Here is a 25,638-nt window from a genome sequence, read left to right as displayed (position 1 = left end):
ATGGTGACGAAGTCCCGTACCACGGCCAGGCGTTCGCGCGTGATGGACCGCTTCGCCCTGTTCTCCGAATGCCTGCTCGTCGGCGTCTGGATCACCGCCGCCTCCCTGCCCCTGCTCACCTTCCCCGCGGCCTTCGCCGCCGGGACCCGCCACCTGCACCGCTACCTCGCCGGGGAGCGCGGAGGCCTGCGCGAGTTCGCGGCCGACGCCCGGGAGGCGGCACGCGGCGGGTGGCTGGCCGGCGCGGCCGTCTGGGCCGCGGCCGCACTGCTCGTGCTCGACCTGGCGGCCGTCCGGGCGGGGCTGCCCGGAGGCCCGCTGGTGGGCGCGGTCGGCATCGTCGCGATGATCGGCCTCCTGGTCGCCGTCGTACGCGCGGCCTCGTGCTGGGCGCCCGGTGCCCGCTGGCGTGCCCTGCTGGCCGAGTCCGGCCGCACCACGGTCCGCGACCCGGCGGGATCCCTGCTCCTCGTCTGCGGGATGGCCGTCGTCGTGATGTCCGGCGCCCTGGTACTGCCGCTGGCCGCTCCCGTTCTCGGGGCCGTCGCCGCCGCGGCCACGGCGGTGAGGCAGCGCGATATCTCGCGCTGACCCCGTCCCCCGGCGACCCCGTTCCTGTTCGTCCCCCTGTTCCGCAATCAGCACGGAGGAAGGCACACCCATGTCCAGGATGCCCCGCAGGACGCTCCTGAAGGCCGCCGCGGCGGCCGGCGCGGCAACACAGCTCAGCTGGTCCCTCGGTACCACGTCCGCCTCGGCGGCCCAGAGCGAGAAGGGCGCCGCCGAACCGTTCGCCCTCACCTGGCTCGAGTCCGGCGGCCTCGGTGCCGCGCCCGGCTCCACGGTCGGCGTGCCCTGGCCCAAGGGGCAGTATCCGAAGGACCAGACGTTCGCGCTCTCCACGGAGGACGGCAAGGACGTCCCCGTGCAGTCGTGGACGACCGCCACCTGGCCGGACGGTTCCGCCAAGTGGACCGCGCACGCGGTGGGCCCCGAGGCAGCGGGCGCCAAGAAGTTCGCCCTCACCGCCGGCACTCCCGCGGCCCCCGCCCACAAGGTCACGGTCAAGAACAGCGGCGGGACCATCAGTGTCTCCACCGGCGTCATCACCGCGAAGATAGGGAAGACCGGGTCCTCCCTGATCACCTCGATCACCCGCGGCTCCACCGAGATCGCCAAGGACGGCCGGCTGGTCCTGATCCGCCAGGGGGAGATCGAGGACGGGGACCAGGGGCGCGAGTCCTACGAGCGGTTCGAGAGCGCCGTCACCACCGCCGAGGTGGAGCAGAGCGGCCCCGTCCGGGCCGTCGTCCGGATCGAGGGCAAGCACCGCCGGGGCAACAAGGCGTGGCTGCCCTTCTCCGTGCGGCTCTACTTCTACGCCGGCGGCGAGTCGTTCCGCATGGTCCACACGATCACCTTCGATGGCAAGCAGGAGCCCGGCAAGGCGAGCGGCGACTTCATCCGCGGTCTCGGCGTCCGCTTCACCGTCCCCATGCGTGACGAGGCCTACGACCGCCACATCCGCATCGGCGGCGAGGGCACCGGCATGCTCCGGGAGGCGGTCAAGGGCATCACCGGGCTGCGCCGCGACCCCGGAGCCGCCGTCCAGGCCGCCCAGTTCGAGGGCACGAAGCTGCCGGACCCCGCCACCTGGGACCAGCGCGTCACCAGCCGTCTCCACCTCATCCCCACCTGGGGCGACTACACCCTCAGCCAGCTCTCCGCCGACGGCTTCTCCCTGCGCAAGCGCACCAAGAAGGGCCACGGCTGGATCGCGGCCGGCGGAGGCCGCAGGGCCTCGGGCTTCGGATACGTCGGAGGCGCGAGCGGCGGACTCGCCTTCGGACTCCGCGACTTCTGGGAGAAGTTCCCCGCCCAGCTCGACATCCGCGACGCCCACACCGACGCCGCCGAGGTCACCATCTGGCTCTGGTCGCCCGAGGCCGAACCGATGGACCTGCGCTTCTACCACGACGGCCTCGGACAGGACACCTTCGCCGAGCAGCTAGAAGGTCTCAACATCACCTACGAGGACTACGAGCCCGGCTTCGGCACCCCCTACGGCATCGCCCGCACCAGCGAACTCCTCTTCTGGGCCCACGACTCCACCCCCGGCGCCACCGCGCTCGCCCAGCAGACCCAGGCCGTCCGCACCCTCCCGCAGCTCGCCGCGCCGCCGTCCCAGCTGATGGCCGCGAAGGTCTTCGGCGGCCTGTTCTCCGCCGTCGACCGCTCGACCCCCGCCAAGGCGAAGATCGAGGACCACCTCGACTTCCTCTTCACGTACTACAAGGACCAGGTCGAGATGCGGCGCTGGTACGGGTTCTGGGACTACGGCGACATCATGCACTCCTACGACCCCGCCCGCCACCAGTGGCGCTACGACGTGGGCGGCTACGCCTGGGACAACTCCGAGCTCTCGCCCGACCTCTGGCTCTGGTACGCCTATCTGCGGTCCGGACGCGCCGACATCTTCAGGTTCGCCGAGGCCATGACCCGGCACACCGGCGAGGTCGACGTCTACCACCTCGGCGAGTGGGCCGGACTCGGCACCCGCCACGGCATCCAGCACTACGCCGACAGCGCCAAGCAGCAGCGCATCGCCAACACCACCTACCGGCGCTTCTACTACTTCCTCACCGCCGACGAACGCGTCGGGGACCTGATGCGCGCCAACGTCGACTCCGACGAGACGTTCCTCGCCCTCGACCCGCTCCGCAAGGTCCGGACCGACGTCTACACACCCGACAGGAACGCCCTGTCCGTCGGCTTCGGCACCGACTGGAGCGGACTGGTCTCCGCGTGGCTCACCGAATGGGAGCGCGGCGGGCCACAGGCCGCCAAGGCCAAGGCCCGGGTCATCGGCACCATGGAGACGATCGCGGCCCAGCCCAACGGCTTCGTCCAGGGAAGCGGCCTGTACGACCTGGACACCGGGAAGTTCGCCGTAGCCGCCGAACCCGTCGTCAGCGTCTCCCACCTCTCGGCCGTGTTCGGTCTCAACGAGCTGTGCGCCGAACTCATCGACCTCGTCGACGTACCGAAGTTCAAGGAGGCCTACCTCGACTACTGCCGGTACTTCAACGCGACCAAGGCCGAGCAGAAGGAGCGCTACGGCTCCGACTTCGGAAGCCTCATCCTCTTCCAGGGACACTCACGGCTCGACGCGTACGCCGCCGTCCAGACGGGCGACGAGAAGCTCGCGGCCCGCGCCTGGGAGAAGTTCTACAACAGCGACGGCTACAAGGAGTCCTCGCCCTGGAAGACCGAGGAGGTGACCGGCCCGGTGACCACCGTCCCCGGCAGCGAGGCGAACTGGGTCTACACGAACGACACGGCCCTCTACGGCCTCGCCGCCATCGAGAACCTCGCGCTCCTCGGTGACAGGATGCCGGCCGGCGCCTGAGAAGCGGGCGGGCCCCGGCTCCGTACGGAGCCGGGGCCCGCCAGGACCGCCGCGTCACCGCATGCGGCCGAAGCTCTCCCGCACCCGCCGCGCGTCGCGCAGCCGCTGCTCGTACGTCGCGCCGACGGCGAGCAGCAGCAGCCCGGCGAGCGCCGGGGGCGCCCAGCGGGGAAGAGCGTCGAAGACCTGGACCACGTGCGGGGCCAGCTCGTGCAGACCGTCGAGCGCCAGCACCGAACCGCCCAGTACCAGGGGAGCCTGGAGCCGTAGCCGGGCGCCCGCCAGCGTGATCACCAGCGTGCTCAGACCCAGGAGCAGAGGCCGCAGCCAGTGCGGGTCGCCCCACGCGACGAGGAGACTCGGCACCAGCGTCATCGACAGAGCGGGGCCGTAGGCCACCCACGAGGACACCGCCGGGTCACTGCGGCGGCGCAGGTGCCCCACCACGAACGCCGCGAGCGACACCGGCAGGGTGTACGCCTCCGGGTCCGTCACCCCGGAGGCCGCGAGCCGCACCCACGTCGCGGCGACGAACAGACCGGCGGCCGTCCACCCGGCGACCCGACGGCGCTCGGGCCGCAGTGCCGAGGCCGTGGCCAGCACGCCGGAGACGCCCAGCACCAGCGCCAGGAACGGTGCGTCCGTCAGCGACAGGCAGACCGCGACCAGAGCGGCGAACGCCCCGGCGCACTCCACCGGGACCGAGACCGCCGGCACCCGAGAGCGTGCCCCGAACAGCACCGTCGCCGCCGTGACCGCCAGTACCAGGGGAGCCGCGTGCGGGGCGCTCCACCCCAGTGACGCCCCGGTGGCACAGGCGGCGGCGACCGCCCACAGCACACAGGCGCACGCGAGCACCGACCGAACCACGGGCACCCGCGAACGGGCAGCCCCCGCACCGAACATCACCACCAGCGTCGCGCACACCACGTGCGTGGCCGGTTCGGCGGCCAGCCCGAGCAGACCCGCGCTCGCCGCTCCGGCCATGGCACTCACCAGCCAGGTCACCGCGAGGGCATCCGCCCCGCGGCGCACCGCCAACGCCAGCAGTGCCGCGACCAGCAGCAGTTCCGCGCCCAGCGCGACCGGGAAGGGCACGTCCGCGACGACGAGCAGGGCCAGGGCGGCGCACCAGCCCAGGACCGACGCGGCGGCCCCCGCGGCCGCCCGCCCGCCCTTCTCCCGCAGCGCCTGAGGCCACCGGACGTGCAGCGCGGCGGCCAGGCCCGCCGCCAGGGCCAGCACCACGGGGGAGGAGTACGACCACGGGACCGAGAGTCCCAGAGCGGCCCGGATCCCCTCCGGAGCCCCCGCCCACACATCGACCGTGAGGGACGAAGGCCCCAGCAGGACGGCGGCGGGCACCGGCGACGCCCGGAGCGTCGCGGCCGCCACGACCGCCACCGACGCGCCCATCACACCCCACACGACGGGACGCGGCACCGGGAGCCGCAGCACCGCGGCGAGAGCCGCACCGCACACCAGGTACGCCACGACCGCCCACTGCCACGGCAGCCCCGCACCCAGCACCCCGCCCACGGCGGCCACGGCCGCCGAACCCGCCACGAAGCCGCCGGGCACCGCCAGTTCGCGCGGGGCGCGCCACACCCCGAACAGAGCCACGCCCGCCCCGCCCAGCAGCAGCACCGCGGGAGCGGCGGCGGCGAGGGGGCCGCCCGCCGACACGGACAGGCCCAGGCCGAGGGCCATCGAGATCAGCCCCGTCAGCCATGCGGCCACGCACGCCGTGACCCGCACGCCGGGGCCACGGCCCCATCGGGCGGCCAGGACGTCCGCCGCCGCGGTCACCAGGAGCGCCCAGCCGAAGCCGGTCGCGGAAGCTCCCGCCGCCCAGGCGGTGAACACCAGCGGCAGCTGCCCCGCCACCACCGCCGCCGGCAACGGGGTCCGCAGCCGGCCGAGCACCAGCCCGTACAGCACCCACAGCACGGTCAGCACGGCGGACGCGACCGCCGTGAACACGAGACCGTCCGTGCCGGGAGCCGCCACCTCATGGAGGGCGATCGCGTCCAGCACCGTCAGCACCAGGGCCAGCACGGCCACCGCCTCCGCCGTGGAGGGCAGCCCGCGGGCCAGCAGCACGGCGGGCGCCGCCATCGCGCACGCCGTCACCGCCGCCAGCACCGCCGAACGCCCGGCGATGCCCATCTCCCCCCAGCTGAACAGGGTGAACGCGATGGCCGCGACGGCCAGCAGCAGACCACCCAGGACCAGCAGAACGTTCTGCGTGCCGTGTGCGGGAGCGGCCGGGCGGGCCGGAGGCCCGAATGCCTGACGGGCCGGAGCCGCGGGCACGGGGAAGGGCTGCGGGGCGGCCGGCGCGTGCAGCACGCTCAGCAGCCAGGAGCGCCGGTTCAGCAGCTGCGCCCGGCGGGCGTCCAGCTGGGCCAGTTCTCGGTCGAGGAGGGCCAATTCCTCGGCGGGCGGCGGCACATGTCTCATGAGGGCGAGTGTGGCGGCCGCCACAGCGCCCGGCATGCGCGCTGATACTCAGACCCCGGGTGAGTAGCGGTTTGAACCCGGGGCGCCGGGCCCTGTATGGTTCAACCCGTTCCCGGGCGATTAGCTCAGTGGGAGAGCGCTTCGTTCACACCGAAGAGGTCACTGGTTCGAACCCAGTATCGCCCACCCGGGAAGAGCCGGTCCGTCAGAACCATCGACGGACCGGCTCTCGCGTACCCGGGGGACGTCAGGCTGCCGCGGGCAGCGCGGGGCGGAGCGGCCACGCGGTGTCCACCGCCTCCGGTGTGCCGTTCTTCTCGAACCAGGCCTGCAGCCCACGCGCCTGAGCCGCGTGCCACACCGCCTGGAGCGAGTGCACCTCGGCGGGCGACAGCCGCTCCAGCCGTGCCGAGAACCGCCGTCCCACCGCCCGCACCAACTCCAGCGACGCCGCCGCGTCCGCCGCCGCGTCGTGCGCGCCGTCCAGGGGCACCCCGTACAGCTCGCAGAGATCCGTCAGGGTGCGGCGGCCCTTGCGGTAGCGGTCCAGGTGCTTGTCCAGTACGCGCGGATCCAGCACGCACAGCGGCTTGTTCCGCAGGTAGCCGGCCAGTGAAGACGCCCGGTGGCGCCTCAGCTCACGGTCCAGCAGGGTCAGGTCGAAGGGCGCGTTCATCACGACCAGCGGCCGCCCCGTGGCGCACTGCTCCGCCAGCGCCCGGGCTATCTCCTCGACGACCGGTGAGGGCCACCGGCCGTTGCGCTGCAGATGGTCGTCCGTCAGGCCGTGGATCTCGGTGGCGCCGGGCGGCACCGGGATGCCCGGATTGACCAGCCAGCGGGTGACGCGGAGGCGTCCGCCCGCCGCGTCCTGGACGACCAGGGCGGCCGATACGATCCGGTCCTCCTCGACGTCCACGCCTGTCGTCTCGGTGTCAAAAGCCGCCAGCGGCCCCTCGAACCAATGCATCATCCCCGAACTCCTCGCGCCTGGAGGGCAGATGACGGGATTCCTCCGCCCGGTTCGGTGATACCCGCACCCTATGCCTGATACGCCGTTTACGGACGGGCTCCTGCGGTGACAACAGAAGGGACGGGCACGGAAGTTGACCAGCCCGCCAGCGGAGACCGGGCAACCGGTCGGCACAGCCCGGAAGGCACGGAGCCATGGCGCTCGCGCAGCCGAACCCAGGGAGTCCCGCCCGCACCGAGGACCACGGGGGAACGCCGCCGCAGCAGCGGAACGCACCACCGCTGCGCGGCACACTCGCCACCACCGCCTGCATGGAGACCCTCCAGGTGGGCTACCTCCACGCGGTAGCAGCCGCGGCGGGCTGCTCGCTCTCGCAGCCCTTTCCCGACAACGGCATCGACTGGCACGTCAGCCACGGTGCCCCCGGACACGTCGTCGACGACGAGGTGACCATCAAGGTGCAGCTCAAGTGCACCTATCAGATCCCGCCGCACCCGCCCGGTCCCGCCTTCTCCTTCACCCTCGACAACGCCCACCTGGTGAAGCTCGCGCGCACCCCGGTATCGGTGCACAAGATCCTCGTCGTGATGCTCGTGCCCCGAAGCCAGGACGACTGGCTCCGGGCCGGGCACGAGGGCCTGGACCTGCGCCACTGCTGCTACTGGACGAATCTCGCCGGCCACCCCGTGACGGGCCGGTACCGGACCACCGTGAAAGTCCCGACCTCGCGGATCTTCGACGACCGCGCACTCTGCGACATCATGGCCCGGGTCGGGGCGGGAGGGAGACCCTGATGCACCGGTCGATGGATGAGCCCACCGGGGGAACGGTCCCGGCGGGCAGCCGCGCCCACCCCTGCGCCGACGGCCCGGAGGCCGGCCGGACGCCCGACCCGGCACGCGTCGACCCCGCCGTCCTCGTGGCCCTGCTGCTCCGGCACGGCTGGCACCGCAGCGGGGGAGCGCGGGGGCGGTACAGCCGCTGGACCCCACCCGGGCCCGCCCAGGCCGGTACCAGCCTGCTGGTACCGGACACCGCCGCGTTCCCGGACAGCGAGGAACTCCTCGAAGAGGCCCTCACCGCCCTCGCCCGCGGTTCCATCCCTTCCGCCCGGGACATCCTGGTGGCCCTCACCGTCCCCAGCGACGAGATCCGCTGGTGGCGCGAGGTCCCCGAGGAGGCCGCCGGCGCCGCCGAATGGACCGGCGCCGACCAGCTGCGCACCGCCGCCCGGCAGATCCTCCTCGCCGGCGCCCTCGCCGTACGCGGCCGGGCGGGCTACCACGGCTCCCGCCACCGGAGGAAGGCCAGGAGCGCGCTGGACGGCACCCTCGTCGGGCCCGCGGGGGACGGCCGCGGCCTCACCGCCTTCCTCCCCGTCACCTCGGGGCGGCCCGTCGCCGTACAGCTCTACGCGGCGCTGCACGCGACCCGGGAAGCGGTCGACTACCAGCGTGCGACCGGGGGCATGGAGGCCTTCGACGCCGCGGTCGCCGCCGGGGTGTGCCGGGAGCTCACGGAGGCGGTCGTCGACCTCGTCCGGGGTGCCGAGTCCACCAGGATCAGCCTGGCCTGGGCGCCCGCCGCGGGGACTCCCGAGGGATGCCCGGCCCGCCCCGGCCCCGTCGAGTTCTCACCGGGCGACCTGCCCGCCCTCCGTCTCGCCGGAGCGCGCTATCTGCGCGACGAGCCCGCCGTGCCCGTCCGGATCACCGGGGCCGTCGTACGGCTGCGCCGCTCCGGGCCGCGCGGCCCGGGCGTCGTACGGCTGCGGGTGCTGGCCGGGGCCGAGGTCGCGCACGTGCGGATCGAGCTGGACGAGGAGGCGTACCGGATCGCCGGGCACGCCCACCTGGTCGGCCTTCCGCTGCGGGTGGAGGGCAGGCTGGAGAGGCGGGGCGGGTTCCGGCGGCTCACCGGCGCCTCGCAGGTGGCGCCGGTCCAGGTGGACGAGGCGGAGCGCGACCGGCTCATGAAGTCGCTCCACGAGAACGTCGACTTCTTCGAGGAGGCCTGCGGCGCGGGGGAGGAACGGTAGCCGCGGGTATCCCTTTCGCGTCGAGGGCCCCCGGCTCGGTACGATTCCTCTCGCGCGCTAGAGGAAAGCGACGCACCCCCCTGAGTCAGGAGAGACCGGTGTCAGACGTCCGTGTGATCATCCAACGCGATTCCGAGCGGGAAGAGCACGTGGTGACGACGGGCACGACGGCCGCCGAGCTCTTCCCCGGGCAGCGCACCGTCGTGGCCGCGCGGATCGCCGGGGAGCTGAAGGACCTCGCGTACGAGCTGGAGGACGGGGAAGTCGTCGAACCCGTCGAGATCTCGTCCGAGGACGGCCTGAACATCCTGCGCCACTCCACCGCCCATGTGATGGCGCAGGCGGTGCAGGAACTCTTCCCCGAGGCCAAGCTGGGCATCGGCCCGCCGGTCAAGGACGGCTTCTACTACGACTTCGACGTCGAGAAGCCGTTCACGCCCGAGGACCTCAAGGCCATCGAGAAGAAGATGCAGGAGATCCAGAAGCGGGGCCAGCGCTTCTCACGCAGGGTCGTCACCGACGAGGCCGCCCGCGAGGAGCTCGCCGACGAGCCGTACAAGCTCGAGCTCATCGGCATCAAGGGCTCCGCCTCCACGGACGACGGCGCGGATGTCGAGGTGGGCGGCGGCGAGCTGACCATCTACGACAACCTCGACGCCAAGACCGGCGACCTGTGCTGGAAGGACCTCTGCCGAGGCCCGCACCTGCCCACCACCCGCTTCATCCCGGCCTTCAAGCTGATGCGGAACGCGGCGGCGTACTGGCGCGGCAGCGAGAAGAACCCGATGCTCCAGCGCATCTACGGCACCGCCTGGCCCACCAAGGACGAGCTCAAGGCGCACCTGGAGTTCCTGGAGGAGGCCGCCAAGCGCGACCACCGCCGCCTCGGCAACGAGCTGGACCTGTTCTCCTTCCCCGACGAGATCGGCCCCGGTCTCGCGGTCTTCCACCCCAAGGGCGGCGTCATCCGCCGGGCGATGGAGGACTACTCGCGGCGCCGCCACGAGGAGGAGGGCTACGAGTTCGTCTACAGCCCCCACGCCACCAAGGGCAAGCTCTTCGAGAAGTCCGGGCACCTGGACTGGTACGCCGACGGCATGTACCCCCCCATGCAGCTCGACGACGGGGTGGACTACTACCTCAAGCCGATGAACTGCCCGATGCACAACCTGATCTTCGACGCGCGCGGCCGTTCGTACCGTGAACTCCCCCTGCGCCTGTTCGAGTTCGGCACGGTCTACCGCTACGAGAAGTCCGGTGTCGTCCACGGCCTGACCCGCTCGCGCGGCTTCACCCAGGACGACGCCCACATCTACTGCACCAAGGAGCAGATGGCGGAGGAACTCGACCGGACGCTCACCTTCGTCCTCAACCTCCTGCGTGACTACGGCCTGACCGACTTCTACCTGGAGCTCTCCACCAAGGACCCGGAGAAGTACGTCGGCTCCGACGACACCTGGGAGGAGGCGACCGAGACGCTGCGCCAGGTCGCCGAGAAGCAGGGCCTCCCGCTGGTTCCGGACCCGGGCGGCGCCGCCTTCTACGGTCCGAAGATCTCCGTGCAGTGCAAGGACGCCATCGGCCGGACCTGGCAGATGTCGACCGTGCAGCTCGACTTCAACCTGCCGGAGCGCTTCGACCTGGAGTACACCGGCCCGGACGGCTCCAAGCAGCGGCCGGTCATGATCCACCGCGCGCTGTTCGGGTCCATCGAGCGCTTCTTCGCCGTGCTGCTGGAGCACTACGCGGGCGCGTTCCCGGTGTGGCTGGCCCCGGTCCAGGCGGTCGGCATCCCGATCGGCGACACCCACATCCCCTACCTCCAGGAGTTCGCCGCCGAGGCCCGGAAGAAGGGGCTGCGGATCGAGGTCGACGCCTCCTCGGACCGGATGCAGAAGAAGATCAGGAACCACCAGAAGGCAAAGGTCCCGTTCATGATCATCGTCGGTGACGACGACATGAACGCCGGCACGGTCTCCTTCCGCTACCGCGACGGTTCGCAGGAGAACGGCATCGCCCGTGACGAGGCCATCGCCAAGCTCGTCGACGTGGTGGAGCGCCGCGTGCAGGTCTGACGGTGACACGGGAGGCCCCCGGGGAACGGCGCTACGCGCTCCCCGGGGGCCTCTTCTCGTCCTCCCGCCGGAACAGCTCCACCAGCCACGACGAGAACGAACCCGTCACCGCGCCCAGCAGCGCCAGCCCGCAGGCCATCAGAAAGGCCGCGATCGTCCGGCCGCCCGGTGTCACCGGAACCGCGTCGCCGTAGCCCACCGTGGTGAGCGTCGCACACGCCCACCACACCGCGTCGCCGAACGTACGGATCGTGGAGCCGGGCGCGCCCTGCTCCTGGTGGTACACCGCGAGTGCGGCGGAGAACCCCAGGAGGCCGGAGGTGAGGCTCGCGTACAGCATCACCCGGGCGTAGAGACTCAGCTTGGGCTTGTCCGTACGCCGCTGCACCGCCGTGTACACCTTGACCATGCGCAGCGGACGCAGCAGCGGCAGGATCACGACCGCGGTGTCCAGCCAGTGGGTGTGGACGAAGCGCGCTCCCAGGCCGCTCAGCCGGAGCCGGACGACGTAGTCCACCACGAAGAGCAGCCACGTCGCCGCGACGAGCGCGAGCGCGATGTCCCGCCAGGGCTGCGAACCGAGCGGGGCCAGGACACGGACCGCGTAGCCGGTGAGGAAGACCAGTGCCGCGGCGAAGAGCGGTACCTCGGTGCGGTCCTCCCATTCCTTGAGCCGGCCGGTGTCGGGGGCGCTGCGGTCACTCATGGCGTCAGCATCGCGGTGCGCCGGCGGCCCCGGCCCCGGCGACACGCGCGGCGGGAGTGACGCAATATGCTGACCGGCATGACGAGTGAGCCGGAACAGCAGATCGGAGTGGGGACGCCCGACGCGTTCCAGCGTCTGTGGACGCCCCACCGGATGGCCTACATCCAGGGTGAGAGCAAGCCGAGCGGCCCGGGGGCGGGGGACGGCTGTCCGTTCTGCGAGATCCCGTCGAAGTCGGACGAGGACGGGCTGATCGTCGCGCGGGGCGAGAAGGTGTACGCCGTGCTCAACCTGTACCCGTACAACGGCGGGCACCTCATGGTGGTGCCGTACCGGCACGCGGCCGACTACACCGAGCTGGACGGCCCGGAGACCGCGGAGCTGGCCGACTTCACCAAGCGGGCCATGGTCGCGCTGCGGGCGGCGTCCGGGGCGCACGGCTTCAACATCGGCATGAACCAGGGTGCGGAGGCGGGCGCCGGCATCGCCGCGCACCTCCACCAGCACGTCGTGCCCCGCTGGGGCGGGGACACCAACTTCATGCCCGTCGTCGGGCACACCAAGGTGCTTCCGCAGCTGCTGGGGGACACCCGGTCGATGCTCGCCGCGGTGTGGCCGGCCGCTTGATGTCTGCAGGCCTCCCGGGCGCGGCGGTCGTACGCCGAACCCGGGAGTGCGGGCCGCGCCTCAGGCGTCGTAGAGGTCGGCCTTCCTGGGGGAGGCGTCCTGCACCAGGCCGCTGAGGATCGACGAACGGGTGTCGAAGCGCTCGGTGTCGACGCCGTGCTCCTTGAGCACCTGCTTGGCGGCGGAGTGCACCACGCGCAGTACGGGGGTGGCCGTGCGCATGGCGTCGTCGGCCATGAAGCGGTGTCCCCACGGCTGGGCGGCCCATGCGTGGCGCAGGCCGAACGGCTCCGGCAGGACGATCTTGCCGCCGAGGTAGTCCAGCAGCGGCGGATACCAGGTGAGGGGGGCCCTGAGGGACAGCCGGACCACCTCGCTCGCTTCGATGAGCGGGAGCGCGACCTTGCGGGTCTCCCAGAACCTGACGGTCTTCTTGACCGTCTTGGTGGGCGCCTCCGGCTTGCTCAGGAAGAGCGAGTGAACGGGCCCCAGGGCATGCCCGGTGACCTCGATCCGCAGGGTCTCGTGCAGCACCGTGACGGTGATCAGCATCGTGACCACCAACTGGCCGTCCCAGAGGGTGAACTGGACTCCGAGATAGTGGCGGTCGCCGCTGCCGAACTGCTGGTGGTTGCAGATGCGCTGGATCTCGTGCGGCTTGACCTGGAAGGTGGCCACGTCCTCGCCCTCGGGGCGTGAGACCGAGTCCGCGTTCTCGCCGATGGGCGAGACGATCCAGTGCTTGACGGACGGCGTCGGGAAACCGCCGGTGTTCAGCGGGCCGCGCTCCAGCAGTTTCAGCTGGTCGTGGATGGCGCGCACGACGTCCCAGCTGCGGAACTGGTGGATCTCCTTGGCGGGGTCGGCGGGAACGAGTTCTTCGGCGAGATGCCAGCCTCCCCATCGGGTGCCCATGCCGAGGATGCCCTTGGGGCCCGCGTAGAAGACGGAGTTCGACTGCTGCTCGGCGGCGAGCTTCTCCAGACTCTGGCGCAGCGCCTCGCGGGCGGTCTCGTTCGGATTCTTCGGTGCGGCCTCGGGGATCTTCGCGATCACGCCGGTGCCGGACAACAACCCCTCCCACCGCGCCCGCAGGTCGCGCACCGAGGTCTCCGCGATCCGCTTGGCCAGCAGCCAGCCGATGAGAGGGGCGATCGCGGCGGCGCGCAGGTACAGCGCCGGAAGACCGGTCAGCGGCATCGCGATGAGGAAGACCGCCGCTAGTCCGCCGAGCACGACCAGCAGCATGCCGCCGAGAGCCTGGAAGAACTTGTCCGTCGACTTGTTCAGGGAGTCCCGCAGCCGGAAGGCGAGGACCCAGAACAGCAGGCCGGGCAGGAAGAGGACACCGAGAACGGCGGTGACCAGGGTCAGCTTGGTGTCTCGGGCCTTGCGCAGCCCGGTCGCCGACAGACAGTGCTCGACCACGGTCTGGGGGTCGGTGCCGAAGGACTGGATCAGCGCCTTGCGGTCCCCGCCGAGCATGCGTTCCTGGACGGCACGGGAGTACGCCTCGCCCAGATTCGGCTTGAAGTAGTCGGACTTGAACAGCTTGGAATCACCGGGTTTGACCTCGGACTTGTGCCATTCGCTGTTGGCCTTGAGGATCTCCGTCACATCGCTGTCGCGGTACGCGGCCGACGCGAGGGCGTTGGTCGCCACCGCCTGCGCACCCGCACCCTGGAGCGGGATCTGCGCTCCGGGAGAGAAATCGAATCCGTCACTGGCCACTGTCGCCCCCACTCGCCCGCACGGCCTGCTCCTGCGGCTGTTCCCAACTACCGTACGTCGCACACCTTCTGAGCTGGGACCACAGAATATCGCCCGGGGGCCCCGGGGCGCTCCGGGTTCACGTACGGGGCGGCTGCACGAGGACATTACCGGTCAGGGGCGGCCGGTAGACGCGTTCTCACCCTTCGCGCAGGCGTTCGGCGAGTTGTGGGGGCATCGGCTCATGCCGGGCGTACGCCCGCTCGAACCGGCCGGTGCCGTGCGTCAGGGAGCGCAGGGTGACGGTGTACGTCCCGATCTCCGCCTCCGGCACCTCCGCCCGCACCAGCGTGCGCTCCCCGGTGTCCTGCTCCGTTCCGACGACCCTCCCGCGCCGTCCCGCGAGGTCGCTCATGACGGCGCCCACGAAGGAGTCCGGGACGAGGACACCGACCTCGGCCACCGGTTCGAGGAGCTGGACCCGGGTGCCGGCCGCCGCCTCGCGCAGGGCGAGCGCCCCCGCGGTCTGGAAGGCCGCGTCCGAGGAATCCACCGAGTGGGACTTCCCGTCGAGCAGGGTCACCCGTACGTCCACGAGGGGATGCCCCGCGGCGACACCGCGCGCGGCCTGGGCGCGTACGCCCTTCTCCACCGAGCTGATGAACTGCCGCGGCACCGAGCCGCCGACCACCTCGTCGACGAATTCGACGCCCGTCCCGGGTGCCAGCGGTTCCACCTCGATCTCGCAGACCGCGTACTGGCCGTGGCCCCCCGACTGCTTGACGTGCTTGCCGAGGCCGACGGTCCTGGAGGCGAACGTCTCGCGCAGGGGTACCCGATGGGGCTCGGTGTCCACCCGTACCCCGTACCGGGTGCGCAGGTGCTCCAGAGCGACCTCGGAGTGGGCCTCGCCCATGCACCACAGGACGGTCTGACCGGTGTCCTGGTTCTGCTCCACGCGCAGGGCGGGGTCCTCCGCGACGAGGCGGGACAGGACCGGCGAGAGCTTGTCCTCGTCCGCCTTCCCGTGGGCGCGGACGCCCACCGGCAGCAGCGGGTCCGGCAGGGGCCACGGCTCCATCAGGAGCGGATCGCCGTCGCCGGACAGGGTGTCGCCGGTCTCCGCGCCGCCCAGCTTGGCGACGCAGGCCAGGTCTCCGGCGACGCACGCGTCGAGGGGGCGCTGCTGCCGGCCGAAGGGTGAGGAGAGGGCGCCGATCCTCACATCGGCCTCGTGGCGGGGGCTCTCCGCGTCCCGGGGGTGGGTGAGCCCATGACCGCACACGTGCACGGTGTCGTCCGGGCGGAGAGTTCCGGAGAAGACGCGTAGCAGGGAGACCTGACCGACGTAGGGGTCGGACGAGGTCTTCACCACCTCGGCCAGCAGGGGTGCCTCCGCATCGCACGCGGGCGCGGGACGCGGGGTGCCGTCCGGGGTGGTGACACCGGGCACGGCCCGTTCCTCCGGGGACGGGAAACCACGGGTGACGAGATCGAGGAGCTCCACCGTGCCGACGCCCTGCCGGCCGCCGCCGGAGGCCGGCGCCGCGGCGAGTACGGGGTGGAAGGAGCTGCGCGCCACGGCGCGCTCCAGATCGTCCATCAGCGTCGCGGTGTCCAGTTCGTCACCGCGGAGATAGCGGTCCATGAGGGTCTCGTCCTCGCTCTCGGCGATGATGCCCTCGACGAGCCGACCGCGGGCCGCACGGTAGGACTCCAGCCGGCCCCCGGAGGGAGGCGCCTCGACCCGCTCCCCGGAGGAGTGGTCGGAGACCCGGCCGGTCAGCAGCCCGGTGAGTCCCGTCAGCGGAGCGTGCCCGTCCGGACCTTCGGGACCCCGTACCGGCAGGTACAGCGGCAGAACCGCGTCCGGATCGCCCCGCCCGAAGATCCGGCCGCAGATCCGGACCACCTCGTCGAACGACGTGCGCGCGGTGTCGAGGTGGGTGACCACGACGGCCCGCGGCATCCCGACCGCCGCGCACTCCTCCCACACCGCGCGGCAGGCACCGGCGACCGCGTCCGCCTCCTGGGCCGCAGAAACCACGAAGAGGGCGGCGTCCGCCGCCCGCAGACCGGCCCTGAGCTCTCCGACGAAGTCCGGGTGGCCGGGTGTGTCCAGCAGGTTGACCTTGTGGTCGTCCCAGGCGACCGGGACCACCGAGAGCTGTACCGAGCGCCCCCGCCGCTGTTCGATCTCCTCGTGGTCGGAGAGGGTGGCGCCGTCCTCGACCCGGCCCGCCCTGTTCACCGTGCCGGCGGCCAGCGCCAGGGCCTCCACCAGCGTGGTCTTGCCCGAACCGCTGTGGCCGACCAGCACCACGTTCCGCACGGAGGCGGGCGGGCCGGCCTTCGGCGCCCCTCCCGCGGCCCCGGTGCCTGTGTGCGTCCTGTCTCGCATGACGTGTGCCTCCCGGTCGCTTGCGCGTGCGCTCGGCCCGCGAGGAGCGGGCAGCGGATGCACGGGCGGGAGGGAGCCGGCGCGGCGGCTTCTGCGACGCCCGCGGTCATTCGAGCTTTTCACCCGCGCGCGGGGCCGTCCATCCGACGCGAGCCCCCGGGCTTCCGGGACACCCGCGGGACGGGGTACCCACCTCTGCCCGGTGCCGCGCGTGACTACGATGGGCCAGCCGACGGCCGAAGGGGCCGCTCGGCACCGAACCCTCGGGAAGGCCATGCTGAACAAGTACGCGCGTGCATTCTTCACGCGTGTCCTCACACCGTTCGCCGCTCTGCTGCTCCGTCTCGGCGTCAGCCCGGACGCGGTCACCCTCGTCGGCACGGCCGGGGTGATGGCAGGTGCGCTGGTCTTCTTCCCGATGGGGGAGTTCTTCTGGGGCACGATCGTCATCACCCTCTTCGTCTTCTCCGACCTGGTCGACGGCAACATGGCCCGCCAGGCGGGGATCTCCAGCCGGTGGGGCGCGTTCCTCGACTCGACCCTCGACCGGGTGGCGGACGGCGCGATCTTCGCAGGGTTCGCGCTCTGGTACGCGGGCAGTGGCGACGACGACGTGCTGTGCGCCGTCGCGATCTTCTGCCTGGCCAGTGGTCAGGTCGTCTCGTACACCAAGGCGCGCGGCGAGTCGATCGGCCTGCCCGTCGCGGTGAACGGTCTCGTCGAGCGCGCCGAGCGCCTCGTGATCTCCCTGGTGGCCGCCGGACTCGCCGGACTGCACGGCTTCGGCGTGCCCGGGATCCAGATCCTGCTGCCGATCGCGTTGTGGATCGTCGCCGCGGGCAGCCTGGTGACCCTCGTCCAGCGCGTGGTGACCGTACGCAGGGAGTCGGCGGAGGCCGACGCGGCGGCCGCCCGAGGCGGGAGCGCGGGGCAGGAGAGCGAGGCCACCCCGTGAGCTCCACCGGATCGGACCTGCGGGGACGGCTGACCGACGGGCTCTACGGTCTGGGCTGGGGCGCGGTCAAGAAGCTGCCGGAGCCGGCCGCGGCCGCGCTCTTCCGCACCCTGGCCGACCAGGTGTGGAAGCGGCGGGGCAAGTCCGTGCTGCGCCTGGAGTCCAACCTTGCCCGGGTCGTCCCGGACGCGGACGCTGCCCGGCTGGCCGAGCTGTCGAAGGCCGGCATGCGCTCGTACATGCGCTACTGGATGGAGTCCTTCCGGCTGCCGGCCTGGAGCCCGGAACGCATCAAGGCGTCCATAGAGGTCGCCGACGCGCACCGGCTCACCGAGGGCCTGGACGCCGGGCATGGCGTCGTCCTCGCGCTGCCGCACCTGGGGAACTGGGACCTGGCGGGCGCCTGGGTGACCACGGACCTGAAGGTCCCGTTCACCACGGTCGCCGAGCGGCTGAAGCCCGAGACGCTCTACGACCGCTTCGTGGCCTACCGCCAGGGCCTCGGCATGGAGGTCCTCCCGCACAACGGAGGCGCCGCCTTCGGGACCCTGGCCCGCCGGCTCCGCTCGGGCGGCCTGGTCTGCCTGGTCGCCGACCGAGACCTGTCCGCCTCCGGCGTCGAGGTGGACTTCTTCGGCGACACCGCGCGCATGCCCGCCGGCCCCGCCCTGCTCGCCCAGCAGACCGGTGCCCTGCTGCTGCCGGTCACCCTCCGGTACGACGGCACACCCGTGATGAAGGCCCGGGTCCATCCACCGGTCCCCGTACCCGGGTCGGGCACCCGCGCGGAGAAGACCTCCTCCATGACCCAGGCGCTGGCCGACGCCTTCGCCACCGGGATCGCCGAGAGCCCGCAGGACTGGCACATGCTGCAGCGGCTCTGGCTCTCCGACCTGGAACCGCAGGGAGAAACTCCGTGAAGATCGGCATCGTCTGCCCGTACTCCTGGGACGTTCCGGGCGGGGTGCAGTTCCACATCCGCGACCTGGCCGAGCATCTGATCCGTCTCGGCCACGACGTCTCGGTGCTCGCGCCCGCGGACGACGGGACGCCCCTCCCGCCGTACGTGGTCTCCGCGGGACGGGCGGTCCCCGTCCGGTACAACGGCTCGGTCGCCCGGCTGAACTTCGGGTTCCTGTCCGCGGCGCGGGTCAGGCGCTGGCTCGCCGACGGCACGTTCGACGTCATCCACATCCACGAACCCACCTCGCCCTCGCTCGGCCTGCTCACCTGCTGGGCCGCCCAGGGGCCTATCGTGGCGACGTTCCACACCTCCAACCCCCGCTCCCGGGCCATGATCGCGGCCTACCCGATCCTCCAGCCCGCTCTCGAGAAGATCAGCGCCCGGATCGCCGTCAGCGAGTACGCCCGGCGGACCCTGGTCGAGCACCTCGGAGGGGACGCCGTGGTCATCCCCAACGGCGTCGACGTCGACTTCTTCGCCCGCGCCGAGCCCAAGGCCGAGTGGCAGGGCGGGACCATCGGCTTCATAGGGCGCATCGACGAGCCGCGCAAGGGGCTGCCGGTCCTGATGAAGGCGCTCCCCGCGATCCTGGAAGCCCGTCCGGAGGCCAGGCTGCTGGTGGCGGGGCGCGGCGACGAGGAGGAGGCGGTCGCCACGCTCCCCGCCCGGATGCGAGAGCGCGTCGAGTTCCTCGGCATGGTCAGCGACGAGGACAAGGCGCGCCTGCTGCGCAGCGTCGACGTGTACGTCGCGCCGAACACCGGTGGCGAGAGCTTCGGCATCATCCTGGTCGAGGCGCTGTCGGCGGGTGCGCCCGTCCTCGCCAGCGACCTGGACGCCTTCGCCCAGGTCCTCGACCAGGGCGCGGCGGGCGACCTCTTCGCCAACGAGGACGCCGACGCGCTCGCGAAGGCGGCGATCCGGCTGCTGGGCGACCCGGAACGCCGCGCCGGACTGCGCGAGCGGGGGACCGCCCACGTGCGCCGCTTCGACTGGGCCACGGTCGGGGCGGACATCCTGGCGGTGTACGAGACGGTCACCGACGGGGCCGCCGCCGTGGACACCGACGAGCGCACGGGCCTCCGTGCGCGCTTCGGTCTCGCCCGGGACTGACCGAGGCCCTTTCGTACCGGGGGAACCTGGCCGGCTCCGGCGACGGTAGCCTTGCCGCCCGTGATCGAAATCCTCATCTGGACGGTCGTCGCGCTCTTCGCGATCGGCCTGTACCTCAGCTGGACCGCCGGGCGGCTGGACCGTCTCCACGCCCGTATCGACGCGGCCCGCGCGGCGCTGGACGCCCAGCTGCTGCGCCGGGCCTCGGTCACCCAGGAGATCGCCACGTCCGGGGTCCTGGACCCCGCCGCGTCGATCGTGCTCTACGAGGCGGCCCACGCGGCGCGGCAGGCCGAGGAGGAGCAGCGAGAGGTCGCCGAGAGCGAGCTGAGCACCGCCCTGAGGGCCGTCTTCGGCGAGACCGCGCAGGTGGAGGCGGTGAAGGAGTTCCCCGGCGGTGAGGACGCGGCCAGGGAGCTCGCCGCCGCCGTCCGCCGCGTACCGATGGCGCGCCGCTTCCACAACGACGCGGTGCGCGCCGCCCGCGCTCTGCGCAGGCACCGGACCGTCCGGCTGCTCCGCCTGGCCGGACACGCCCCGTTCCCGCTGGCGTTCGAGATGGACGACGCTCCGCCGGTCGCGCTGGCGGACCGCCCCGGCACCTGAGGACCGGGCGGCACCGGGGACAGAACGATCCACCGGGTACTCATTGGCCCTTGCTGTGGACTGCTCACGCGGCGTTTGCTCAGCACTGCAGCATCCCGCTCTTTCCACCCCCAGTGAGGTCGATCCGTGTCCACGCTTCCCACCACCACGCAGTCCACCGAGGCCCCGGCCACCGGCACCGCCCGCGTCAAGCGCGGCATGGCCGAGCAGCTCAAGGGCGGCGTGATCATGGACGTCGTCAACGCCGAGCAGGCGAAGATCGCCGAGGACGCGGGCGCCGTCGCCGTCATGGCCCTGGAGCGGGTCCCCGCCGACATCCGCAAGGACGGCGGAGTGGCGCGGATGTCCGACCCGAACATGATCGAGGAGATCATCGAGGCCGTCTCCATCCCCGTCATGGCCAAGTCCCGGATCGGCCACTTCGTCGAGGCGCAGGTCCTCCAGTCGCTCGGTGTCGACTACATCGACGAGTCCGAGGTGCTCACCCCGGCCGACGAGGTCAACCACAGCGACAAGTTCGCCTTCACCACCCCGTTCGTCTGCGGCGCCACCAACCTGGGCGAGGCCCTCCGCCGTATCGCCGAGGGTGCCGCGATGATCCGCTCGAAGGGCGAGGCCGGTACGGGCAACGTCGTCGAGGCCGTGCGTCACCTGCGTCAGATCAAGAACGAGATCGCCCGGCTGCGCGGCTTCGACAACAACGAGCTGTACGCCGCGGCCAAGGACCTGCGCGCCCCGTACGAGCTGGTCAAGGAGGTCTCCGAGCTCGGCCGGCTGCCCGTCGTGCTGTTCTCGGCCGGTGGCGTCGCCACCCCCGCGGACGCGGCCCTGATGCGTCAGCTGGGAGCCGAGGGCGTCTTCGTCGGATCCGGCATCTTCAAGTCCGGCGACCCGGCCAAGCGCGCCGCCGCCATCGTGAAGGCCACCACCTTCTACGACGACCCGAAGATCATCGCGGACGCCTCGCGCAACCTCGGTGAGGCGATGGTCGGCATCAACTGCGACACGCTGCCCGAGACCGAGCGCTACGCCAACCGCGGCTGGTAAGCCCCGATGACCGACACCCCTGTCATCGGAGTCCTGGCTCTCCAGGGCGACGTACGGGAGCACCTGATCGCCCTGGCCTCGGCGGACGCCGTGGCCAGGCCGGTCCGGCGGCCCGAGGAGCTCGCCGAGGTGGACGGCCTCGTCCTGCCTGGCGGCGAGTCCACCACCATGTCCAAGCTGGCCGTCCTGTTCGGCATGCTCGAACCGCTGCGCGAGCGGGTCGCCGCCGGGATGCCGGTCTACGGCACGTGCGCGGGCATGATCCTGCTCGCCGACAAGATCCTCGACCCCCGCTCCGGCCAGGAGACGGTCGGCGGCATCGACATGATCGTGCGCCGCAACGCCTTCGGGCGGCAGAACGAGTCCTTCGAGGCGGCCGTCGAGATCGACGGCATACCCGGGGGTCCCGTCGACGGAGTCTTCATCCGGGCGCCCTGGGTGGAGTCGGTCGGAGCGAGCGCGGAGGTCATCGCGGTGCACGGCGGCCATATCGTGGGCGTACGCCAGGGAAACGCCCTGGCGACGTCGTTCCACCCCGAGCTGACCGGTGACCACCGGGTGCACGCGCTCTTCACCGACATGGTGCGCGCCGCGGGCTGATCCGATCCCGGTAGGATCTCTCGGGTTCGGATCGATTTTGGTGACGCGAAGGAGAAGGCAGATGTCCGGCCACTCTAAATGGGCTACGACGAAGCACAAGAAGGCCGTGATCGACGCCAAGCGCGGCAAGCTCTTCGCGAAGATGATCAAGAACATCGAGGTCGCCGCCCGTACGGGCGGTGCCGACGTGTCCGGCAACCCGACCCTCTTCGACGCCATCCAGAAGGCGAAGAAGAGCTCGGTCCCGAACAAGAACATCGACTCTGCGGTCAAGCGCGGGGCCGGTCTCGAGGCCGGCGGCGCCGACTACGAGACGATCATGTACGAGGGCTACGGTCCCAACGGTGTCGCGGTGCTCATCGAGTGCCTCACCGACAACCGCAACCGCGCCGCCTCCGACGTGCGTGTCGCCATGACCCGTAACGGCGGCTCGATGGCCGACCCGGGCTCGGTCTCGTACCTGTTCAACCGCAAGGGCGTCGTGATCGTCCCCAAGGGCGAACTGACCGAGGACGACGTGCTCGGAGCGGTGCTCGACGCCGGTGCCGAGGAGGTCAACGACCTCGGTGACACCTTCGAGGTGCTCAGCGAGGCCACCGACATGGTCGCGGTGCGCACCGCGCTCCAGGAGGCCGGCATCGACTACGACTCGGCCGAGGCCAACTTCGTCCCGACCATGCAGGTCGAGCTCGACGAAGAGGGAGCACGCAAGATCTTCAAGCTGGTCGACGCGCTCGAGGACAGCGACGACGTGCAGAACGTCTTCGCCAACTACGACGTCTCCGACGAGGTCATGGAGAAGGTCGACGCCTGAGACGGCGCACGGGCGACGGGCCGACGGGACACACCCCGTCGGCCCGTCGCATTGTCGGTGGGAGCCGATAGCCTGCGGGAACAGATGACCGAGAGCCGGAGGGGGCCATTCATGCGGGTGCTGGGCGTGGACCCGGGTCTGACCCGTTGCGGTGTGGGAGTCGTCGAAGGCGTCGCGGGTCGGCCCCTCACGATGATCGGCGTCGGCGTCGTACGCACCCCGCCCGACGCGGAGCTCGGCCACCGGCTCGTCGCCGTCGAACAGGGCATCGAGCGATGGCTCGACGAGCACCGACCCGAGTTCGTCGCGGTGGAGCGGGTCTTCAGCCAGCACAACGTGCGCACGGTGATGGGTACCGCACAGGCCAGCGCCGTCGCCATGCTGTGCGCGGCCCGCCGCGGAATCCCCGTCGCCCTGCACACCCCCAGCGAGGTCAAGGCCGCCGTCACCGGATCCGGCCGGGCCGACAAGGCGCAGGTCGGGGCCATGGTCACCCGGCTGCTCCGGCTCGACGCCCCACCCAGGCCCGCGGACGCCGCGGACGCCCTCGCCCTCGCCATCTGCCACATCTGGCGCGCACCCGCGCAGAACCGACTGCAGCGGGCCGTCGCCGCCCACCGCACGCTGAAAGGCCGCACCGCATGATCGCCTTCGTCTCCGGCCCGGTGGCCGCCCTCGCGCCGGCCACGGCCGTGATCGAGGTCGGCGGCATCGGCATGGCAGTCCAGTGCACCCCGGACACCCTCGCCGGCCTGCGTATCGGACAGGAGGCCAGGCTCGCCACCTCCCTCGTCGTCCGTGAGGATTCGCTCACGCTCTACGGTTTCGCGGACGACGACGAGCGCCAGGTCTTCGAGCTGCTCCAGACGGCCAGCGGCGTGGGCCCCAGACTCGCTCAGGCGATGCTCGCCACCCACAGCCCGGACGCCCTGCGCGCCGCCGTGGCCACCGGCGACGAGAAGGCGCTCACCGCGGTGTCCGGCATCGGCAAGAAGGGGGCCCAGAAGCTGCTCCTCGAGCTGAAGGACCGGCTCGGCGAACCGGTCGGCGCCCACATCGGCAGGCAGGGCATCGGCACCGCCGTCAGCACCTCCTGGCGGGACCAGCTGCAGGCCGCCCTGATCGGCCTCGGCTACGCCACCCGCGAGGCCGACGAGGCGGTGCACGCCGTCACCCCGCAGGCCGAGGCCGCGATCGCCGACGGCGGACAGGCCCCCGTACCGCAGCTGCTGCGAGCGGCCCTGCAGACCCTCAACCGCGCACGCTGACCCGCCGGACACCGCACCCACCGGCACCGAAACACCCGAGGCGGGACTGACGAGATGAACTGGGACGAGACCGGGCCCGACACCGGCGACCTCACGGAAGAGCGGTTCGACGACCGGCTGGTCGACGCGGACGCCGACGGCGAGGACACCGCGGTCGAGGCCGCCCTGCGCCCGAAGGACCTCCACGAATTCGTCGGCCAGGAGAAGGTGCGCGAACAACTCGACCTGGTCCTCAAGGCCGCCCGCGCCCGGGGTGCCACCGCCGACCACGTGCTCCTCTCCGGCGCCCCGGGTCTCGGCAAGACCACCCTCTCCATGATCATCGCGGCCGAGATGGGCGCCCCCATCCGGATCACCTCGGGTCCCGCGATCCAGCACGCCGGGGACCTCGCGGCGATCCTCTCCTCGCTCCAGGAGGGCGAGGTCCTCTTCCTCGACGAGATCCACCGCATGTCGCGGCCCGCCGAGGAGATGCTCTACATGGCCATGGAGGACTTCCGCGTCGACGTCATCGTCGGCAAGGGCCCGGGAGCCACGGCCATCCCGCTGGAACTGCCGCCCTTCACCCTCGTCGGCGCCACCACCCGGGCCGGGCTGCTGCCGCCGCCGTTGCGGGACCGCTTCGGCTTCACCGGTCACATGGAGTTCTACGCCCCCACGGAGCTGGAGCGGGTCATCCACCGCTCCGCGGGCCTGCTCGACGTGGCCATAGACACAGCCGGCGCGGCCGAGATCGCCGGACGTTCCCGTGGCACCCCCCGCATCGCCAACCGGCTGCTGCGCCGCGTCCGCGACTACGCCCAGGTCAAGGCCGAGGGGAGGATCGACCGGGACATCGCGTCAGCCGCGCTCAACGTGTACGAGGTCGACGCCCGCGGACTGGACCGGCTGGACCGCGCGGTCCTCGGAGCCCTGCTGAAGCTCTTCGGCGGTGGTCCCGTCGGTCTCTCCACCCTCGCCGTGGCCGTGGGGGAGGAGCGCGAGACGGTCGAGGAGGTCGCCGAGCCCTTCCTCGTACGGGAGGGACTGCTCGCGAGGACGCCGCGGGGCAGGGTAGCCACCCCCGCGGCCTGGGCCCACCTCGGCCTCGTCCCACCTCAGCACGGCGTAAAGGGACAACAGGGCCTGTTCGGGGCGTGAGACAGGACGGGTTGGCCACCAGGGGAACTCCGGTGCCATGCTGGACGTTGTTCCAACGATGCGGACTCGCTTAGACTCCGCCGATGCCGCCCGTACAGGTCGGTGTACCCACCCCCGTAGACCAGGCCGCGTGAATCCGCGTGGTCGTGCGAAGGAAGTTCCGTCCCGTGAGTCTCGTGACCCTCCTCCCCTTCATCGTGCTCATCGGGGCCATGTTCCTGATGACCCGGTCCGCCAAGAAGAAGCAGCAGGCCGCTGCGCAGATGCGCAACGACATGCAGCCCGGCACCGGCGTCCGGACGATCGGAGGCATGTACGCCACCGTCAAGGAGATCCAGGACGACACGGTCCTCCTCGAGGTGGCGCCCGGCGTCCACGCCGTCTACGCGAAGAACGCCATCGGTGCCGTCCTGGAGGACGCGGAGTACAACCGCATCGTCCACGGCGACGACGCGTCGGAGAGCGAGGGCACCGTCGTGCCCGACGACGCCTCCTCGCTCACCGAGGGCGAGCCCGCCGACGAGGACGTGGCCAAGATCGACCTGGGCAAGAAGCCCGAGGGCGACGCCAAGGCCGACGGCGAGGGCGACTCGAAGTAGTTCCACGACCTGGAGACGCCGGACACCCACAGGTGTCCGGCGTCTCACGGGCCGTGCGGTCTTCTGCGGGGGGCGGGTCCCCACAACACTTCGTGGCCGCTCGGGCGCGTACCCGGCGCGGAGCGGTTGG

22 protein-coding genes and 1 tRNA gene are annotated in these 25,638 nt (G+C 71.7%); 18 read left to right on the top strand and 5 right to left on the bottom strand.

All coding sequences use genetic code 11. The annotated features are described in order from the left end of the window. A complete protein-coding gene (locus ACGFNN_RS31440) occupies nt 1–591 on the top strand; it encodes a hypothetical protein (RefSeq protein ID WP_393561034.1) in 591 nt (196 codons plus the stop codon). Nucleotides 592–661: 70 nt separating this feature from the next. Further along, nucleotides 662–3,409, top strand: coding sequence for a Tat pathway signal sequence domain protein (locus ACGFNN_RS31435; RefSeq protein ID WP_393561032.1), 2,748 nt, complete (start codon nt 662–664; stop codon nt 3,407–3,409). 54 nt (nt 3,410–3,463) lie between these two features. Here ACGFNN_RS31435 and ACGFNN_RS31430 read toward each other — a convergent pair whose 3' ends face one another. Beyond that, nucleotides 3,464–5,872, bottom strand: a complete 2,409-nt coding sequence (locus ACGFNN_RS31430; RefSeq protein ID WP_393561030.1) for an SCO7613 C-terminal domain-containing membrane protein — start codon at nt 5,870–5,872, stop codon at nt 3,464–3,466. Between the two features lie 114 nt (nt 5,873–5,986). Between ACGFNN_RS31430 and ACGFNN_RS31425 the strand changes: the two genes are divergently transcribed. Beyond that, nucleotides 5,987–6,058: transfer RNA gene (locus ACGFNN_RS31425), tRNA-Val, on the top strand. A gap of 61 nt (nt 6,059–6,119) precedes the next feature. On the opposite strand, the gene ACGFNN_RS31420 is transcribed toward ACGFNN_RS31425, so the two are convergent. Further along, a complete protein-coding gene (locus ACGFNN_RS31420; protein ID WP_362554044.1) occupies nt 6,120–6,845 on the bottom strand; it encodes a 3'-5' exonuclease in 726 nt (241 codons plus the stop codon). 194 nt (nt 6,846–7,039) lie between these two features. Between ACGFNN_RS31420 and ACGFNN_RS31415 the strand changes: the two genes are divergently transcribed. From ACGFNN_RS31415 to thrS, 3 genes are all read left to right on the top strand, one after another. Next, entirely contained in the window at nt 7,040–7,639 is a 600-nt protein-coding gene (locus ACGFNN_RS31415; RefSeq protein ID WP_362554041.1) for a DUF4365 domain-containing protein, read from the top strand. After that, nucleotides 7,639–8,883 carry a hypothetical protein gene (locus ACGFNN_RS31410; protein ID WP_393561028.1) on the top strand — a complete coding sequence of 415 codons (1,245 nt, stop codon included), beginning with the start codon at nt 7,639–7,641 and terminating at the stop codon, nt 8,881–8,883. Before ACGFNN_RS31415 ends, ACGFNN_RS31410 begins: the two co-directional genes overlap by 1 nt. A gap of 98 nt (nt 8,884–8,981) precedes the next feature. Then, nucleotides 8,982–10,958, top strand: a complete 1,977-nt coding sequence (gene thrS / locus ACGFNN_RS31405) for a threonine--tRNA ligase (protein WP_393561026.1) — start codon at nt 8,982–8,984, stop codon at nt 10,956–10,958. A gap of 31 nt (nt 10,959–10,989) precedes the next feature. Here thrS and ACGFNN_RS31400 read toward each other — a convergent pair whose 3' ends face one another. Next, nucleotides 10,990–11,664, bottom strand: coding sequence for a potassium channel family protein (locus ACGFNN_RS31400; RefSeq protein ID WP_393561024.1), 675 nt, complete (start codon nt 11,662–11,664; stop codon nt 10,990–10,992). A 66-nt stretch (nt 11,665–11,730) separates the two neighbouring features. Between ACGFNN_RS31400 and ACGFNN_RS31395 the strand changes: the two genes are divergently transcribed. Then, nucleotides 11,731–12,291 (top strand): HIT family protein, encoded by a 561-nt coding sequence (locus ACGFNN_RS31395; RefSeq protein WP_393561022.1) that lies wholly within the window; start codon nt 11,731–11,733, stop codon nt 12,289–12,291. Between the two features lie 60 nt (nt 12,292–12,351). Here ACGFNN_RS31395 and ACGFNN_RS31390 read toward each other — a convergent pair whose 3' ends face one another. After that, complete coding sequence (locus tag ACGFNN_RS31390) at nt 12,352–14,022, bottom strand: hypothetical protein (protein WP_393561020.1); 1,671 nt, start codon at nt 14,020–14,022, stop codon at nt 12,352–12,354. 178 nt (nt 14,023–14,200) lie between these two features. Beyond that, a complete protein-coding gene (locus ACGFNN_RS31385) occupies nt 14,201–16,402 on the bottom strand; it encodes an elongation factor G-like protein EF-G2 (protein ID WP_393561018.1) in 2,202 nt (733 codons plus the stop codon). 274 nt (nt 16,403–16,676) lie between these two features. On the opposite strand from ACGFNN_RS31385, the gene pgsA reads away from it, so the two are divergent. From pgsA to yajC, 11 genes are all read left to right on the top strand, one after another. Then, nucleotides 16,677–17,357: a phosphatidylinositol phosphate synthase gene (gene pgsA, locus ACGFNN_RS31380; protein ID WP_362554074.1), complete on the top strand. Its 681-nt coding sequence runs from the start codon at nt 16,677–16,679 to the stop codon at nt 17,355–17,357. Beyond that, a complete protein-coding gene (locus tag ACGFNN_RS31375; RefSeq protein WP_393561016.1) occupies nt 17,354–18,277 on the top strand; it encodes a phosphatidylinositol mannoside acyltransferase in 924 nt (307 codons plus the stop codon). The genes pgsA and ACGFNN_RS31375 overlap by 4 nt, the downstream gene beginning before the upstream one ends. Next, nucleotides 18,274–19,434: a glycosyltransferase family 4 protein gene (locus ACGFNN_RS31370; RefSeq protein ID WP_393561015.1), complete on the top strand. Its 1,161-nt coding sequence runs from the start codon at nt 18,274–18,276 to the stop codon at nt 19,432–19,434. Before ACGFNN_RS31375 ends, ACGFNN_RS31370 begins: the two co-directional genes overlap by 4 nt. 60 nt (nt 19,435–19,494) lie before the next feature. Next, nucleotides 19,495–20,040: a hypothetical protein gene (locus tag ACGFNN_RS31365; protein WP_362554016.1), complete on the top strand. Its 546-nt coding sequence runs from the start codon at nt 19,495–19,497 to the stop codon at nt 20,038–20,040. Nucleotides 20,041–20,166: 126 nt separating this feature from the next. After that, complete coding sequence (pdxS, locus tag ACGFNN_RS31360) at nt 20,167–21,087, top strand: pyridoxal 5'-phosphate synthase lyase subunit PdxS (protein ID WP_362554013.1); 921 nt, start codon at nt 20,167–20,169, stop codon at nt 21,085–21,087. A gap of 6 nt (nt 21,088–21,093) precedes the next feature. Continuing rightward, nucleotides 21,094–21,687, top strand: coding sequence for a pyridoxal 5'-phosphate synthase glutaminase subunit PdxT (gene pdxT, locus ACGFNN_RS31355; protein WP_393561013.1), 594 nt, complete (start codon nt 21,094–21,096; stop codon nt 21,685–21,687). A 61-nt stretch (nt 21,688–21,748) separates the two neighbouring features. Then, complete coding sequence (locus ACGFNN_RS31350; RefSeq protein WP_362554007.1) at nt 21,749–22,501, top strand: YebC/PmpR family DNA-binding transcriptional regulator; 753 nt, start codon at nt 21,749–21,751, stop codon at nt 22,499–22,501. A gap of 111 nt (nt 22,502–22,612) precedes the next feature. Continuing rightward, nucleotides 22,613–23,146, top strand: coding sequence for a crossover junction endodeoxyribonuclease RuvC (gene ruvC / locus ACGFNN_RS31345; protein ID WP_393561100.1), 534 nt, complete (start codon nt 22,613–22,615; stop codon nt 23,144–23,146). Further along, the gene (gene ruvA, locus ACGFNN_RS31340; protein WP_362668221.1) at nt 23,143–23,769 is read left to right on the top strand and encodes a Holliday junction branch migration protein RuvA; all 627 of its coding nucleotides are present in this window, start codon (nt 23,143–23,145) and stop codon (nt 23,767–23,769) included. The genes ruvC and ruvA overlap by 4 nt, the downstream gene beginning before the upstream one ends. A 54-nt stretch (nt 23,770–23,823) precedes the next feature. After that, nucleotides 23,824–24,909, top strand: coding sequence for a Holliday junction branch migration DNA helicase RuvB (ruvB, locus tag ACGFNN_RS31335; RefSeq protein ID WP_362554001.1), 1,086 nt, complete (start codon nt 23,824–23,826; stop codon nt 24,907–24,909). Between the two features lie 167 nt (nt 24,910–25,076). Further along, entirely contained in the window at nt 25,077–25,508 is a 432-nt protein-coding gene (gene yajC, locus ACGFNN_RS31330) for a preprotein translocase subunit YajC (RefSeq protein WP_365091779.1), read from the top strand. The last annotated feature ends 130 nt before the right edge of the window (nt 25,509–25,638 follow it).

This window comes from Streptomyces sp. NPDC048590, assembly GCF_043199535.1.
Classification (GTDB): Bacteria; Actinomycetota; Actinomycetes; order Streptomycetales; family Streptomycetaceae; genus Streptomyces.
This window is presented reverse-complemented; position numbering and strand designations above follow the sequence as displayed.